Genomic DNA, 17277 nt, shown 5'->3' with positions numbered 1-17277 from the left:
CGGTGCCGCGGACGGTGGCCAGGATGCGGTGGTGGTTGCGGCGGGCGTCGGAGAGGCGTTCCACGAGGAGGAGACCGGCCCCCTCCGCCCAGCCGACGCCGTCCGCCGCAGCGCCGAATGCCTTGGCCCGCCCGTCCGGGGCCAGCCCGCGCTGCCTGCTGAACTCGACGAACACCGCGGGACTCGCCATCACCGTCGCCCCGCCCGCGAGCGCCAGGTCGCACTCGCCCCTGCGCAGTGCCTGTACGGCGAGGTGCAGCGCGACCAGTGACGACGAGCACGCCGTGTCGACGGTCAGCGCCGGACCCTCGAGGCCGAACGTGTAGGCGATACGACCGGAGGCCACACTGCCCGCGCTGCCGCTGACGAGGTAGCCCTCGTACGCGGACGGTGCGGCGGTCTGGTGCAGTCGCGCACCGTAATCGTTGTACATCACCCCGGCGAACACACCGGTGCGGCTGCCCCGCAGGTCCGCCGGGTCGACCCCGGCCCGCTCGAACGCCTCCCACGCCGTCTCCAGCAGCAGGCGCTGCTGCGGATCGGTGGTCATCGCCTCACGGGGGCTCATCCCGAAGAACTCCGGGTCGAACTCGGCCGCGTCGTACAGGAACCCGCCCTGGCGGGTGTACGAGGTGCCGGGGGTCCGCGGATCGGGATCGTAGAGCGCGTCGAGGTCCCAGCCCCGGTCGCCGGGGAAGTCGCCGATGGCGTCGGTCCCTTCGGCGACCAGCCGCCACAGGTCCTCGGGGGAGCGGACGCCGCCCGGATAGCGGCAGGCCATGGAGACGATCACGATCGGCTCGTCGTCGGTGGCCGGCGCGCCGGCCACGGCCGGCGCACGCCGCTCGCCCGTGAGGTGCTCGGCGAGCGCGCGCGGCGTGGGGTGGTCGAAGACGACGGTGCTGGACAGCCTCCGGCCGAGCACCGCGCCGAGCCTGTTGCGCAATTCCACCGCCAGCAGCGAGTCGAAGCCCAGCTCGGCGAAGGCCCGGTCCAGGTGCACCGCGTCGGGGCCGTCATGCCCGAGTACCTCCGCCACGGCCGTGCTCACCAGCTCCAGCGGGTCGGCGGCGGTGGGCCTGCTCCGCCGCGCGACGGCTACACGCCGGGTCGGCGGGGCGAGCCGGGCAGGGACGACGACGGCGTCGGTCCGGCCCAGCGCCTCGTCGAACAGGCGCAACCCGTCCTCGGCCGCCAGCGGGAGAATGCCGCCCGCCGCCAGCCGGCGCCGGTCCACGTCGGACAGATGGCCGGTCATGCCGCTGTCGGTCTCCCACGGGCCCCAGGCCAGGGCGGTGACGGGCAGCCCTTCGGCGCGCCACTGAGCGGCGAGGGCGTCGAGCGCCGCGTTGGCCGCGGCGTAGTTGCCCTGGCCCGGCGTGCCCACACTGCCCGCGATCGAGGAGAACAGTACGAACCGGACCAGCTCGCGCGGGTCGACGACGGACCGCAGCGCCAAAGCCGCGTCGACCTTCGGGCGCAGCACCCGGTCGAACCGCTCGGCGGTCAGCGAGTCGAGCACGCCGTCGTCGAGCACGCCCGCCGCGTGCACCACACCGGTCAGCCGCAGACCGGCCACGGCGTCGGCGAGCGCGTCGCGGTCGGCGGCGTCACAGGCCGCGGTCCTGACCCGTACGCCCTCGCCCGCCAGTTCCGCGGCCAGCTTCGCGAAGTCCCCGGTGCGGGAGATCAGCAGCAGGTCCCGCACGCCGTACTCGGCGACCAGCCTGCGCGTCACCAGGCCGCCCAGCAGCCCGGACGCGCCGGTCACCAGCACGGTCCCGGTGCCGAAGCCGACCGGCCCGGCCGTGACGGGCGGGGCGGCCTCGTGCACCGGCGCGCTCACGGCCGTGCCGCGCACCAGCAGCCGGGCATCGGCCGTGACCGGCACACCGGCGGGGTCGGTGTCGTCGGCCACGTCCAGCAGCGCGAAGCGCCCGGGGTTCTCCGCCTGCGCGCTGCCGACCAGGCCCCAGACGGCGGCGTGCCCGACGTCGCGCACGTCCGGTCCGACGGCGTGCCCGGTGACGACGGCAAGCGTGCCGGGCCGGTCCTCGGCCAGCCACCCGGTGAGCCTGGGCAACACCCAGGCCAGGGCCGCGCGTACCTGGTCGGGCGCGGGCGCGCCGGGATCCGAGGGCGGGCACCGCAGGACGGCCGACGCTGCCTCGCCGGCCGCCTCGACCGGCTTCCAGGCAGTCGTGAACAGCGCCGCGTCCGTGGAGCGCACCGGCTTCGCGGTGCGCAGCCGTACCTGCTCGACGGCTCCGATGACGGCCCCGTCCGCGTCGGCGAGGGTGAGCGTCGCCGCGCCGTCCCCGGCGGGCCGCGCCCAGACCCGGGCCGCCACCGCTCCCGGCCGCCACACGCGGACGCCGCTGAAGGAGAACGGCAGCATCCCGTCCCAGACCCCCTCCACGGGGCCGAGTCCGACGGCGTGCAGCGCGGAGTCCAGGAGCGCCGGGTGCAGTACGAACGACTCCGCGCCGCCGTCGGACCCGTCGAGGCCGACCTCGGCGAACACCTGGGCGCCCGCGCGGCGGGCCGAGGCCACGCCCTGGAAAGCGGGCCCGTAGCCGTAGCCGCGGTCGGCCAGGTCCTCGTAGAGGCCGCTGACATCGATCTCCGGGGCGTCGTCCCACCGCCATGCGGCCGTGTCGTCGTCGTCCCGCGACAGGGCCCCCGCGGCGTGCTCGGTCCAGCCGTCGGCGTCCTCGGCGCGGGAGTGGACGGTGAACGCCCGCACGCCCGCCGGATCCGGGGCCGCGACGGTGACGCGCAGCCGTGCCGAGCCGTGCTCCGGCACTGCCAGCGGGGTGCTCAGCACCAGGTCGTCCAGGCGTGGGGCCCCGAGGTAGCGGCCCGCGGCGAGCCCCAGCTCGACGAAGGCCGCGCCGGGCAGCAGCACGGTTCCGAACATCGCGTGGTCGGCCGTCCACGGGTGGCTCGTACGGGACATCCGTCCGGTGAACGCGGTGTCGCCCTCGCCGACCGACTCCACGGCCATCGCCAGCAGCGGGTGCGCGGGTGCGTCGAGGCCCAGTTCGGCGGCCGACCCGGTGCGGGGGGCCGGGCCGAGCCAGTGCCGCCGACGGCGGAACGGATGGCCGGGCAGATCGACGTGCCGGTGGCGTTCGATCACGCCGGTCCAGTCGACGGGGAGGCCATGGACGTGTGCGGCGGCCAGGGCGGCCGTGAACAGGGCGGGACCGTCACCGTCGCGGCGCAGCGTCTGCAGCACAGCGGCGGACGGCGCGGTGTCGCCGACCGCGCCGGTCAGCACGGGGTGCGGGCTGACCTCCAGGAACACCTCGTGTCCCGCATCGACGAGAGCCCGGGTGGCGTCCTCGAAACGCATGGTCTCGCGCAGGTTGCGATACCAGTAGCCCGCATCGAGAACCGTCGGATCGAGGCTGCCCCCGGTGACAGCCGAGTAGAACGGCACCGCGGTGTCCGCGGGAGTCAGCCCGTCGAACGCGGCGAGCAACTCGTCGCGGACCAGCTCCACCTGGGAGGAGTGCGAGGCGTAGGCGATGGGGACGCGCCGCGCCCGCAGACCGAGCCGGTCGCACTCGGCGCGCAGCAGGGCCAGCGGCTCCGCGGCCCCCGAGACCACGGTGGTCGACGGGCCGTTGACCGCGCCGATGCCGAGATCGGGCCAGGGCGCGATGAGTTCGCGGACCCGGGCCGCCGGTGCGGCGACCGACAGCATCCCGCCGATACCGGCGATCCCCACGACCACCTTGGCCCGCAGCGCGCTCACCCGCGCGGCGTCGTCCAGCGACAGCGCCCCCGCGACGCAAGCGGCCGCGATCTCGCCCTGCGAGTGTCCGACCACCGCGGCGGGAACGACCCCGTGCGCGGCCCAGAGCGCGGCCAGCGACACCATCACCGCGAAGGTCACGGGCTGCACGACGTCGTCGCCGTCGAGCGGCGCACCGGAGCGCAGCACTTCGGTGGGGGACCAGTCCAGGTACGGGGCCAGCGCGGCCTCGCACTCGGCGAACCGCTCGGCGAAGGCCGGAGCCGTGTCGAGCAGGTCGCGTGCCATCCCCGCCCACTGCGTGCCCTGCCCCGGGAACACCATGACCGGCCCGGTCCTCTTCGCCGCCCCGTACACCGCGTCGGGCGCGTGCCCGTGCTCGGCGAACGCGCGCAGCGTCGCGACCGGGTCCGCGCCCAGGACCGCTAGCCGGTGCTCGAAGGCTTCTCGGCCGTGCAGCAGCGCCGACGCGACGACGGGGAGGGCGGCGGCGCCGCCGGTGGCCGCTTCGAGGTGGCCGGCCAGCGCGGCCGCCACTTCGCCGAGCGCCTCCTGGTCGGGCGCGGACAGCAGAAGGGGCGGAGCCGCGTCGGGCGGGGCGGTGCCGGGCGTGCTGCTCTCGGGCATCACGGGCGGCTGTTCGAGGATGACGTGGGCGTTGGTGCCGCTGATGCCGAAGGAGGAGATGCCGGCTCGGCGGGTGGGGCTGGTCCAGGGTTGGGCTTGGGTGAGGAGGCGGATGTCGGCGTCTGCCCAGTCGACGTGGGGGGTGGGGTGGTCGGCGTGGAGGGTGGGGGGGAGGGTGGCGTGGTGCATGGCCTGGATCATTTTGATGATGCCGGCGACTCCGGCGGCGGCTTGGGTGTGGCCGATGTTTGATTTGAGGGAGCCGAGCCAGAGGGGGTGGGTGCGGGCTTGTCCGTAGGTGGCGATGAGGGCGGTGGCTTCGATGGGGTCGCCGAGGGTGGTGCCGGTGCCGTGGGCTTCGACGGCGTCGATGTCGGCGGGGGTGAGGCGGGCGTCGGTGAGTGCGGCGTGGATGACGCGTTCCTGGGAGGGGCCGTTGGGTGCGGTGAGGCCGTTGGAGGCGCCGTCGGAGTTGATGGCGGTGCCGCGGACGGTGGCCAGGATGCGGTGGTGGTTGCGGCGGGCGTCGGAGAGGCGTTCCACGAGGAGGAGACCGGCCCCCTCCGCCCAGCCGGTCCCGTCGGCGGACGCGGCGAACGACTTGCAGCGCCCGTCCGCCGAAAGCCCCCTCTGCCTGCTGAACTCGATGAAGGTACTCGGCGTGGCCATCACGGTCACCCCGCCCGCGAGCGCCAGGTCGCACTCGCCCCTGCGTAGTGCCTGTACGGCGAGGTGCAGCGCGACCAGTGACGACGAGCACGCCGTGTCGACGGTCAGCGCCGGACCCTCGAGGCCGTAGGTGAACGCCACCCGGCCGGACAGGACGCTGCCCGCCGTACCGGTGAGCAGATGTCCTTCGAACCCCTCCGGAGCGCTCCCGCCCGCCGCGTAGTCGTGGTACATCACCCCCGCGTACACGCCGGTGCGGCTGCCCCGCAGGTCGCTCGGCCTGAGCCCCGCCGACTCGAAGGTCTCCCACGCGGTCTCCAGCAGCAGGCGCTGCTGCGGATCGGCGGCGGTCGCTTCGCGGGGGCTGATGCCGAAGAAGTCCGCGTCGAACTGGTCGGCGTCGTACAGGAACCCGCCCTGGCGGGTGTACGAGGTGCCGGGGGTCCGCGGATCGGGATCGTAGAGCGCGTCGAGGTCCCAGCCCCGGTTGTCCGGGAAGTCGCCGATGGCGTCCGTCCCTTCGGACACGAGCCGCCACAGGTCCTCCGGCGACCGGACACCGCCGGGATAGCGGCAGGCCATGCCCACGACGACGATCGGGTCGCTCGCGGCGACGGTGACCTCGCCGCGCGGAGGAGCGGCGGCGGGTTCGCCCGCGACCTTGGTCAGCAGCAGCTCGGTCAGCGCGGCCGGGGTCGGGTGGTCGAAGACGGCCGTGGTCGGCAGGCGTATCCCGGTGTCGGCCATGAGCCGGTTGCGCAGCTCCACCCCGGCGAGCGAGTCGACGCCCAGGTCGCGAAAGCCCCGGTCGGCCGGGACGGCGGTGCCCTCCGGGGCACCCAGCACGCCGGCCACCGCCTGGGCGACCAGCTCGCTCAGCGCGGCCCTGCGCTGCGGCTCGGCGAGCGCCGCGAACCGGTCGGCGCCCGGCGTGCGCGGCGTCCGGTCGGCCACCAACTCGCGCAGGAGCACGGGAGGTTCCGCAGCGGCGCGGACGGCAGCCCGATCGATCAGCGCGGGCACCACCGGGCCCGGCTCGGCATGCAACGCGGCATCGAACAGGCTCAGCCCGGCCGATGCGGGCAGCGCCGTGACGCCGAGCCTGTGCCACCGGCGCCGGTCGGTCTCGGACAGCCGCTCGCCCATGCCCTCCTCCCACAGCCCCCAGGCCAGTGAGCCGGCGGGCAGCCCCCGCGCGCCGCGCAGCTCGGCGAGCGCGTCGAGGAACGTGTTCGCGGCGGCGTAGTTGGCCTGCCCCGGGGTGCCGAGCAGCCCGGACACGGAGGAGAAGGTGACGAACGCGCTCAGCCCGTCGGTCAGCTCGTGCAGGTTCCACGCGCCGTCGACCTTCGGCCGCAGAACGGCCGCCAACTGCTCCTCCGTCAGCAGGTCCACGGTGGCGTCGTCGAGGACGCCGGCGGCATGGACGACCGCGCACAGCGGCGCTTCGGCGGGCACCTGTGCCAGCAGCTCCGCGAGCGCCTCGCGGTCGGCGACGTCGCAGGCGCCGACGCGCACGGACGCGCCCATGCCCGTCAGCTCGGCCGCCAGTTCGGGAGCGTGGCCGCCGCGGCTGACCAGCAGCAAATGGCGGACACCGTACGCGGTGACCAGGTGCCGGGCGATCAGCGCGCCGAGGCCGCTGGTCCCGCCGGTGACGAGCACGGTGCCGTCCAGGGCGGGCGCACCGCCCGGTGTCGCCGCGCGGGTCAGCCGGGGGACCGACACGACCCCCGCGCGGATGGCCAGCTGCGGTTCACCGGTCGCCACCGCAGCGGCGAGCGCGGCGGCAGACTCCTCGGTCCCGTCGGTGTCGACGAGGACCAGACGGCTGGGGTCCTCCGACTGCGCGCTGCGCATCAGACCCCAGACGACGCTCTGCGCCGGGTCGGGTTCCTCGTCGTCGACCCGGACCGCGCGCGTGGTCAGCACGACGGTCGTGGACGTCGCTTCCTGCGCCGTGGCCAGCGCCCAGCGGGCCGCGGCGTGGGCCGACGCGGGCACGTCGCCGTCGGTCGCGGGGGGCGAGACGACGGTGAACTCCGGCGTACCCCCCGTGGTACGGACCGGCCGCCACGCGAGCCGGTACAGGTCGGTGGCCTGCCGGGCGAGCGGGCGCAGCACGAGAGTGTCGGCCGACAGGACGGGCTCGCCCTGCTCGTCCCAGGCCAGCAGTGCGGCGGTGTCCTCCCCGGTGCGCGTCCAGCGGACCCGCAGCACTGTCGTACCGGCCGTTCCTTGCCACACGCCCCGCCATTCGAACGGTACGACCAGCCCGGACGAGACCAGCACCAGCGGATGCAGCGCCGCGTCCAGCAGAGCGGGGTGGAGGGGGAATCCGGTGGCATCGACCTCTGCGGGGAGCGCCACCTCGGCATACAGCTCGGTCCCCGAGGACCAGGCGGCCCGCAGTCCCCGGAAGGCCGGGCCGTAGTCGTATCCCCGGTCGGCGAGCCGGGCGTAGACCTCGGTGAGGTCCATCGGTTCGGCGTCGGGCGGCCAGGCCGCGGGCTCCGCCGGGGCGGGGCGGGGTGCGACGGTGCCGCTCGCATGCTCGGTCCACTCGTCGCCGTGCCGCGCGTGCACGGTGACGTGGGTGCCGTCGGTACGCACCTGAACGTCGACGGGGGCGCCCGCGGGCAGCGGCGTGGTGAGCACCAGGTCGGCGAGGCCGTGCCCGTCGGCCGCGGTGCGGACCAGTTCGAGCAGCGCGGTGCCCGGCACGACCGGTGCGCCCGCGACGGTGTGCTCGCCGAGCCAGGGCGCGGCCGCCGGGTCCAGCCGCCCGCCGCGCACCGTGGTGCCGTCGGCCAGCCGCAGCGGCGGGTCCAGCAGAGGGTGGGTGCCGGTGCGGGCGGACGTGGCCGGAATCCAGTGCCTGGTCCGCTGGAACGGGTAGGGCGGCAGCGACGCGGAGCCCGCCCCCGGCCACAGCGCCTCCGGGTCGGGGTCGGCCCCCGCGAGGAACGCGGCGGCCACCGCGCGGGCCAGCGTCGACCTGTGCGGGCGTTCCCGGTGCAGCGCGGCGGTTCCGCCGAGCAGCGTGGCGAGCACGGGGTGCGGGCCCAGCTCCAGGGCGGTGTCCGAGGCCAGCCGGGTGGCCGCCCCGGCGAAGTCGACGGTCGCCCGGATCTGGTGCGTCCAGTACTCGGGGGTGGCCGGGTCGCCGTCGACGGTGGTCACCATCGGGACCGTCGGCCGCCGGTAGGTCAGGGTCGACGCGACGGCGTGGAACGCGTCGAGGACCGGCTCCATGTGACGGGAGTGGAAGGCGTGGCTGACGTGGAGCAGCCTGCTGTCGGGGAAGCGGGCGGCGAGGGCCCGCACGGCCTCGCCGTCGCCCGAGACGACGACGTTCCGCGGTGAGTTGACGGCGGCGATGTCGACACCGGGCGGCAGGTGCCCGCGCACCTCGTCCGCGCTCGCCCGTAGCCCCGCCATGGCACCACGCCGGGGGAGCGACGCCATCAGGCGGGCCCGCGCGGCGACGAGCGTGCAGGCGTCGTCGAGATCGAGGATGCCGGCCACGTGCGCGGCGGCGGCCTCACCGATCGAATGGCCGCACACCACCTCCGGGGTCACACCCCAGTGCGCGAACAGGCGCGCGAGACCGACCTCCAGAGCGAACAGCGCCGGCTGGGCGGCCCCGGTGTCGTGCAGGTCCTCCGCGAAGATCGTCTCTCCGAGCCGGGCGCCCACCTCGTCGACGGCGGCGGCGAACACGGGCTCCGCCGCGTACAGTTCGCGGCCCATCCCGGCGTACTGCGCGCCCTGGCCGGTGAAGAGGAACGCCAGCCGCCCGCCCGTCGACGGGGTCAGCAGTGCGCCGTCGACCAGCGCCCCGCGGTGCTGGAACTGCTCGCGCCGCGCCACGGTGGCCGCGAGGGCCGCACCGCCCGGTACACCGCGCAGCCGCTCGCCGTACTCGCGCACGGCCTGCTCGGTGTGCGCGGAGAACAGCAGCGGCTCGCCCTGTGCCGGCTCCTGCGGCTCGCCCTCCGCCGCCAGGTGCTCGATGACCACATGCGCGTTGGTGCCGCTGATGCCGAACGACGACACCGCGGCCCGCCGTACCGCGCCGGGCCACTCCCGCGCCGCCGTGGGCAGCTCGACCCGGCCGGCCGTCCAGTCGACGTGCGGGCTGAGGGCATCCAGGTGCAACGTCGCAGGCACCGTGCCGTGGCGCATCGCCTCGACGACCTTGATGACGCCGGCGACGCCCGCGGCCGCCTGCGTGTGGCCGATGTTCGACTTGAGCGAGCCGATCAGCAGGGGAGACGTGCGGTGCCGGCCGTACGTCGAGAGGAGCGCCTCGGCCTCGATCGGATCGCCCAGCGTGGTTCCGGTGCCGTGCGCCTCGACGACGTCCACGTCCGACGGGGCGAGCCCGGCGTCGGCCAGCGCCTGCCTGATCACCCGTTGCTGGGCGCCGCCGCTCGGCGCGGTCAGCCCGTTGGACGCGCCGTCGGAGTTGATCGCTGAGCCGCGCACCACGCCGAGCACCCGGTGCCCCTTGCGCCGGGCGTCCGACAGCCGCTCCAGCACCAGCATGCCCGCGCCCTCGGCCCACGCTGTGCCGTCGGCCGCCGCCGAGAACGGTTTGCACCGCCCGTCCGGGGCCAGCCCACGCTGCCTGCTGAACTCGATGAACATGCCCGGCGTCGCCAGCACGGCCACGCCGCCCGCCAGCGCCAGATCGCACTCGCCCGAGCGCAGCGACCGGCCCGCCAGATGCAGCGCGACCAGCGACGAGGAGCACGCCGTGTCGACGGTGACCGCGGGGCCCTCGGTGCCCAGCACATAGGCGATCCGCCCGGACGCGACGCTCGCTGTGCCGCCGGTCAGCCGGTAGCCGTCACCGGCCCCCGACTCGTGCAGCCGCGCCCCGTACTCCTGCGCGGTCGCGCCCAGGAAGACCCCCGCCTGCGCCCTGCGCAGCGACCTCGGGTCGACGCCCGCATGGTCCAGGGCCTCCCAGGACACCTCCAGCGCCAGCCGGTGCTGCGGGTCCATGGCGGCCGCCTCGCGGGGGCCGATGCCGAAGAACGCCGGGTCAAATCCGGCCGCGTCGTCGAGGAACCCCCCGCCACGCGCCGTCGACAGTCCGGCCAGCGCGTCCAGGTCCCAGCCCCGGTCGGTGGGGAACGGGCCGGTCGCGTCGCGGCCGTCGAGCACCAGCCGCCACAGTTCGTCGGGGGACGCCACCCCGCCGGGGTAGCGGCAGGCCATGCCGACGATCGCGATGGGCTCGTCCGCCGCCACGCCCGGCTCCTCGGTCGGGGCCTGCGCCCGCTCGCCCAGCAGCTGTTCCCGCAGGTGGGCCGCGAGTTCGCGTGGTGTCGGGTGGTTGAAGAGCAGGCTGGACGGCAGCCGCAGCCCGGTGGCGACGCCCAGGAGGTTGCCGCACTCGACCGCCGTCAACGAGTCGAAGCCCTGCTCCCGGAAGGCCCGGTCGGCCTCCACCATGTCCGGGCCCAGGTGCCCGAGCACCCGCGCGGTCGTGGTGCGGACCAGGTCGAGCAGCAGGTCGTCCCGGTCGACCGGGTCGGCGGCGGCCAGCCGTGCCGCGAACCCGGTCTCGGCGGCCTCGGCGGCCTCGCCCGGCTCGCCGATACTGACGCCGGTGCCGGTGCCGACCCAGTGCCGCTCGCGCTGGAACGCGTACGTGGGCAGCGGGACCCGCACGCCGCCCTCGAAGACGGTCTCCCAGTCGACGGGCACCCCCGCGGCGAACGCCCGCCCCAGCGCGACGTCCAACGCCGCGGGCTCCGACTCCTCGCGCCGCAGCGTCGGTACGACATGCGCGTCCGTCGCCGCCCGTGCCATGGCGCTCAGTACGGCATCCGGGCCGACCTCGACGAAAGCGGTGACGCCGGAGTCGGTCAACGCCGTGAGGCAGTCACCGAAACGCACGGTCGCCCGCGCCTGCCGGACCCAGTAGTCGGCGGTGGCGAGCTCGTCGCCGGCGAGAGCACCGGTCACGTTCGACAGCACCGGGATATCCGGCGCGCGGAACGACACGGAGTGCGCGACCTCCCGGAACGCGTCCAGCATCGGCTCCAGCAGCGCGGAGTGGAACGCGTGGCCGACCCGCAGCGGCGTCGTGCGCCTGCCGCGCGCGGCGAACTCCGCTGCCACCTTCGCGACCTGGGGCTCCGGACCCGACACGACCGCGCTCAGAGGGCCGTTCACCGCGGCGAGATCGACCGCGGGATGTTCCGCGAGCACCTGGAGGAGTTCGCTCTCCGACGCCTCCACCGCCGTCATCCCCCCGCCGGCGGGGAGGGCCTGCATCAGCCGGCCGCGCGCGGCGACCAGCGCGGCGGCGTCCGGCAGGTCGAGCACGCCCGCCACGTGTGCGGCGGCCAGCTCACCGATCGAGTGCCCGCACACGTAGTCGGGCCGCACACCCCAGTGCGTGAGCAGCCCGTGCAACGCGACTTCGAGGGCGAACAGCGCCGGCTGCGCCCACCCCGTACCGGTGAGCGCCTCCGCATCCTCCATCGCCTCGGGCAGCGGCCGGGACAGGTGCGGACGGAACGCCGCGCAGATCTCGTCGAAGGCGGCGGCGAACACCGGCTCGGCCCGGCGCAGTTCCAGCCCCATGCCGACGCGCTGGCTGCCCTGACCGGTGAAGAGGAACGCCGTCCGGCCGTCCTCGGCACGCCCGGTCGTCACACCGGGGCGCCCGACGCCGTCGCGCACGGCGGCCAGGCCCTCGGCGAGATCGCCGGTGACCGCCGCGCGGTGCTCCAGCGACGCCCTCGTCGTGGCCAGCGAGAAGGCCAGGTCACCGGGGTGGTGCTCGGCCGCGTCGAGCAGCTTCGCCGCCTGGGCGCGCAGAGCCATCGGGGACCGGGCGGACAGCAGCCACGGCCCGGTGGGGCGCGCCGTGCCCTGTCCACGAGGTCCGGTGTCCTCGCCGGACAGGATCAGGTGGCAGTTCGTCCCGCCCATGCCGAACGAGCTGACCCCGCCGATGCGTTCCGTGTCCCACGGGGTCGGCTCGGTGACGACGGACAGGCCCAGTTCGTCCAGCGGGATCGAGGGGTTGGCCTCGCGGAAGTTCAGGCTCGCGGGCAGGCGCCCGTACCGTACGGTCATGACCGCTTTGAGGAGACCGACGATGCCGGCGGCCCCCTCCAGGTGGCCGATGTTGGTCTTCACGGACCCGACCCGCAGCACCCGCCCCGGCGTTCCCAGCGCGGCCCCGAGCGCGGCGGCCTCCACGGGGTCGCCCACCGGTGTCCCGGTGCCGTGCAGCTCGACGTACCCGACCTCCGCAGCCGCGATCCCGGCGTCGCGCAGAGCCGCTTCGATCACCGCCTGCTGCGCCGCCGCGTCGGGCACGGTCAGTCCGGCCCCGCCGCCGTCGTTGTTGACCGCGCTGCCGCGGATGACGCCCAGCACGTCGTCCCCGTCGCGGCGGGCGTCCTCGAGCGGTTTCAGGACGACCGCCCCGCCGCCCTCACCGCGCACATATCCGTTGGCCCGTGCGTCGAACGTGTAGCACCGTCCGTCGGGGGACAGGCCACCGAAACGCTCGGCCAACAGCGCGCTCTCCGCCAGCAGGTTCAGGCTGACGCCGCCCGCCACGGCGATGTCACAGTCCCCGCGCCGCAGGCTCGACACGGCGAGGTGCACCGCGACCAGCGACGACGACTGCCCGGTGTCGACGGTCAGGCTCGGCCCCTGCAGCCCCAGGGTGTAGGAGACCCGATTCGCGATCATGCCGCGGTGCACGCCGGTGATCGCCTGGTGCGAGTATTCCCCGGCGTCCCGCACGATCGAGGCGTAGTCGTCCCACATCGCCCCGAGGAACATTCCGGTGCGGCTGCCCCGGAGCCGGTCGGGCGCGATCCCCGCCCCCTCGACGGCCTCCCACGCCAGTTCGAGCGCCAGGCGTTGCTGAGGGTCGACGACGGCCGCTTCACGCGGCGAGATCCCGAAGAACGCGGCGTCGAACCGGTCCACCCCGGTGAGGAACCCGCCGAACCGCGTCGTCGGCGTCGGCGACCAGCGGTCGGCGGGCACCTCGCCGACGGACTGCTCCCCAGCCATGAGCAACTGCCAGAACGCCGCGGGGTCCGAGGCCCCCGGTACCCGGCACGCCATGCCGACGACTGCAATCGCCCCACGCATCCAGCACCCACTTCCGCTCACCGATACTCCCGGTGAGCATCGGCGCCGGTCCTTGCCACGGCCTTGGCAAGCCCTAGTCCGCAGCTAAAGGAGACGGTCCCGCGGCGGCACATGCCCTGACCGCGCCGGAAGTGCAGCACACCTGACCTGGGGCGTCGGGCCGGGCGTGACCGAACGGGCCGGATCGGTCAGAGCCGGTCCCGAACCATCCGTTGCAGCAGTCCGACCTTCCACAGCCCGACGGCCTTCTCGGCCTCCCGGGCCATGGCCCGCGTGTACTGCGCGTCCGCGAAGCCGGTCTGTGCCAGCCGCCGGACCACGTCCTCCAGATGCCGTCCCGCCCGTGCGATCCGCTCGGCGTGCGCCGCCGCCAGCTGTGGGGCGAGCTCCGCTTCCCTGTCGGCCATGGCGAGGTGGTCGTCGTACTCCCCGTCGCCGTACGAGGACGGAGGCTCGGGTAGGTCGGCAGCGGTGAGCCGCGGGACGGGCCCGTAGGAGTGAGTCTCGCTCTCGGGCCGGCCGAGCACCCGGTTCATCAACCGACGAGGCTCGTCGAAACGACGCACCTCCGCCATCAGTTCATCGAGCGCCGACATCTCCGCGGACACCGCGTTCATGTCCTCGGCGGCGAGCGCCGCCCGCAGCCGGAACGTAATGTGAAGAACGGCGACGTCCAGCCCCGTAGCGAACGAGGAGAGCAATGCCCGGCGACTACCCCGCATTCCGTCTGCGTCTCCCCAACGACGGGCCCACCGCAAGCGGCCGCCTCCTGAAGGAGAAGGGGACGAACGGAAGCCAGAAGTTCGTCGTGTCGGCCGGGTCGCCGGTCAGGCCCGAGGTGGTGCCCTCGTTCGCGGTGCGGGTCCCGTCCTCGCACAGGCTGCGGGAACAGAAGAACGCCGAGGGCGTGGTCCGGGGGTCGGCGGCGGCGTAGCGGCGAACTTCCCAAGTTTTCTGCAGGAAACAGAGATAAGCTGGATGGCTTAGTGCAGGACCAACAGCTTCCAGCGGAATCCGGTGGTCGGGGCCCGGGAGCATGCTGGTCGGGCGGCACGAAGTCGCGGTGGTGGCGCGCATACGGGGCATCACGGGGGCATCATGAGTGAACCGACACCGCGGGGCAGTCTCATCGGAGAGCGGACCGCGGACGACCGCGGGGCGCGGGCGCAGATCCCGATCGGTCGTGACAGGGAGTGCGCCCTGTTGGCGGGCCTACTGCAGTCACTGTCCGACCGAGGAGCCGCGTTGCTGGTGCGTGGTGACCCCGGTATCGGGAAAAGCACACTGCTCGACTATGTCGCCGGGCGCTCCCAGCACAAGGTCCTTCGGGCGCGCGGCGTCGAGTCCGAAGCCGTGCTTCCGTACATGGTGCTCGCCGACCTGCTCCTGCCCCTGCGGTCGCACTTCGCCGAACTGCCGCCCATGCAGCGCCGGGCACTGGAAACGTGCTTCGCGCTGGTGGAGGCTGATGAACCGAATCCGTACGCCGTGTGCGCAGGAGCTCTTGGCCTCCTGTCGGCTGCCGGTGATGCCTACCCCCTCGTCCTGCTGGTGGACGACCTGCACTGGTCGGACCCTTCGTCACGGCGTGCCCTGCAGTTCGTTGCCCGCCGCCTGGCCACCGAGCGCGTGGCCCTGGTGCTGGCCGCGCGTGTGGCACCGGACGACGATGTCACTTGGGAGGGCGTGCCTCAGCTGACCCTTGCCCCGCTGGACGAGAACGACTGCCTTCGGCTGCTGAAAAGAGACGGCGTGGACCCCGCCGAGCCGGCAGCGAGGCGCCTGGTGCGGCTCAGCTTGGGAAATCCGCTGGTCCTCGTGGAGTACGCGAAGGTGCTCGCGGCCGCCGGAAGGCGCGGTGACGAAATGCCGGAGACGGCCTGGGAGACGCCGGGGCCGCTCGTCGAACGAGCATGGTGCGGCCGGCTGCGGACCCTGCCGCGCGAGGAACGCACGGCACTCCTGTACGTCGCCGCCTGTCATGCACCGGAACTCAACCTTCTGGAGCGGGCGTTGGCCGCCGACGGGCTGCCGCTCGCCGCTCTCGATGAGGCCGCGGGGGCCGGGCTGATCCATGTCCGGGGCGACGGCTACGAGCTGCGGCACCCGGTGCTGCGGCCCTTGGTGTTCAGGCACTGCTCGATCGCTCAGCGGCTGCACGTGTACAGGGTGTTGGCAGATCTGTCGTCCGGGGAATTACGGGCGTGGTATCTCTCCTCCGCTGCCACGGGTCCGGACGAGAAGGTGGCCCAGGCGCTGGCGGCCGCGGCCGGCCGCTCTAGTCGTCGCGGAGCCCTCGGTGCGGCCGCCCATGCCTGGCATCGCGCGGCCGAACTATCGCCGTCGGCCGGATCCAGGGCAGAGCGGCTGCTCAACGCGGCGCGGGACGCGTTCTACAGCGGCGCGTCGCGCGACGCCGTCGACTGGTGCGAACAGGCGTTGCGGTGGAGCGAGGACGCGCGACTGACCGCAGACATCGAACTGCTGCGCGGGCAGGCGTGCGGCTGGCTCGGTGACCCGGCCCGTGCCCATCGGTTCCTGGTTGCGGCCGCCGAGGCGGTGGAGCCCGTGGACCGCGCGCGGGCTTGCGCGCTGTATGGCACGGCCACTCTGCCTGCGACGATGGCCGGTCGGATCTCGGTGGCGGTCGACACTGCTGCCCGGTCCGCGGCCCTGGCCGACCTGATCGAAAAGGAGGTGGGGGGAGGTCCCGGCACCCGTTCGTCGCGGCACCTGGCGAATGTGATGTACGGCTGTGCGCAGGCACTGGCCGGTGGTGTTCAGGAGGGTCGCAGGCTGCTCCTGGCCGGACAGGCGGCGCTGCACGGTGACTGGCCCCTGCAGGAACAGCAGTTGGCCGTACAGATAGGACAGGCCCTCTCCTGGGTCGGCGAGAAGGACGCCGCCACAGGCGTGCTGGATGCCGTCATCGACCGCGCTCGCCGCGAGGGGGTCCCGGCCCTGCTGCCGTACGCCCTCATCGGGAGGTGCGAGGTGACCTCGTGGAGCCGCTGGCCGCTGGCCAGGGCCGCCGGCACCGAGGCTTTGCACTGGGCCCAGGAACTCGGGCACCGGGCGATGACCGGCTACGCGCAGTTGCTGATGGCACGCCTTGACGGGCTGCGCGGCGACCGGGCGGGCTGCGAGGATCGCATAGCCGACTATGAGCGTCACTGTGGCCACAACCTGCGCGGTCTGGAGCTGTACGCCCAGACGGCGCTCGGTTCGGCGGCCCTCACCGCCGGAGCCCCGGATGCGGCCCGCACGCACCTGGTACGAGCTCTGGCCGTCGCGGACGAGATCGGCCTCGGCAACCCCAGCCTCATGCCCTTTTTGACGGAACTCGCCGAGGCACACGTGCGCGTAGGGGAGCGTGACGCGGCGGCCGCACTCGCCGACCGGCTCGAGGAATGGGCCCGTACCACCGCCCTCGCCTGGCCGGCGGCCGCTCACGCGCACTGCCGCATCATGCTGGCCGAGTCCGCCGATCAAGCGCACGCCTGGTTCCGGATCGCCGAACGCGTCCACGCACGCGAGGAGATGACGTTCGAACTCGCACGGACCAGATTGGTGTGCGGCGAACTGCTGCGCCGCTTCCGGAGGCCCGCGGCCGCCCGCGCGTTGCTCCTCAACGCCGAGTTGGCCTTTGCCGGCCTCGGCGCGGGACCCTGGCAAGCCCGGGCGGCCACGGAGCTCGCCGCAGCGGGCCACCGGACTGCCGACACCCGGTCCACGGTGCCCCCGATCGACCGGCTCACGGCCCAGGAACTGCAGGTGGCACTGGCCATCGGCGACGGGCTGAGCAACGTCGAGGCCGCCGCCGCCCTGTTCGTTTCCCACAAGACGGTGGAGGCACATCTGACTCGCGTCTACCGGAAACTTGGGGTGCGTTCGAGGTCGGAGTTGGCCGGATATCTGGTGCGGGCCGACATGGTGCGCTGAGGGATGCCGCACGCCGGGGATGCGCGGCTCCTGGGATCGCACACACACCTTCAGCAGCTAGTGCACCGAGTCGAGGCCGAGTGAGTGAATCGCCCCGGGACTTGACTACGCGGTGTGATCCGGGCCAAGGGGCC

The 17277-nt window shown here is 74.1% G+C and carries 4 protein-coding genes; 2 read left to right on the top strand and 2 right to left on the bottom strand.

What is annotated here, in order from left to right:
- Together ACIREE_RS39555 and ACIREE_RS39550 are read right to left on the bottom strand one after the other, a co-directional pair.
- Window positions 1-13174, bottom strand: a 13174-nt coding sequence (locus ACIREE_RS39555; protein ID WP_404163877.1) for an SDR family NAD(P)-dependent oxidoreductase, incomplete at its 3' end; no start/stop codon positions are given.
- A gap of 215 nt (window positions 13175-13389) precedes the next feature.
- On the bottom strand, window positions 13390-13902 hold the full coding sequence (locus ACIREE_RS39550; RefSeq protein ID WP_404163874.1) for a hypothetical protein: 513 nt from the start codon (window positions 13900-13902) through the stop codon (window positions 13390-13392).
- Between ACIREE_RS39550 and ACIREE_RS39545 the strand changes: the two genes are divergently transcribed.
- Window positions 13902-14135, top strand: a complete 234-nt coding sequence (locus tag ACIREE_RS39545) for a hypothetical protein (protein ID WP_404163871.1) — start codon at window positions 13902-13904, stop codon at window positions 14133-14135. The genes ACIREE_RS39550 and ACIREE_RS39545 overlap by 1 nt on opposite strands.
- 164 nt (window positions 14136-14299) lie before the next feature.
- Window positions 14300-17143 (top strand): AAA family ATPase, encoded by a 2844-nt coding sequence (locus tag ACIREE_RS39540; protein ID WP_404163868.1) that lies wholly within the window; start codon window positions 14300-14302, stop codon window positions 17141-17143.
- Window positions 17144-17277: the final 134 nt, after the last annotated feature.

This window comes from Streptomyces sp. NPDC102467 (genome assembly GCF_044765445.1).
Taxonomy (GTDB): Bacteria; Actinomycetota; Actinomycetes; order Streptomycetales; family Streptomycetaceae; genus Streptomyces.
This window is presented reverse-complemented; position numbering and strand designations above follow the sequence as displayed.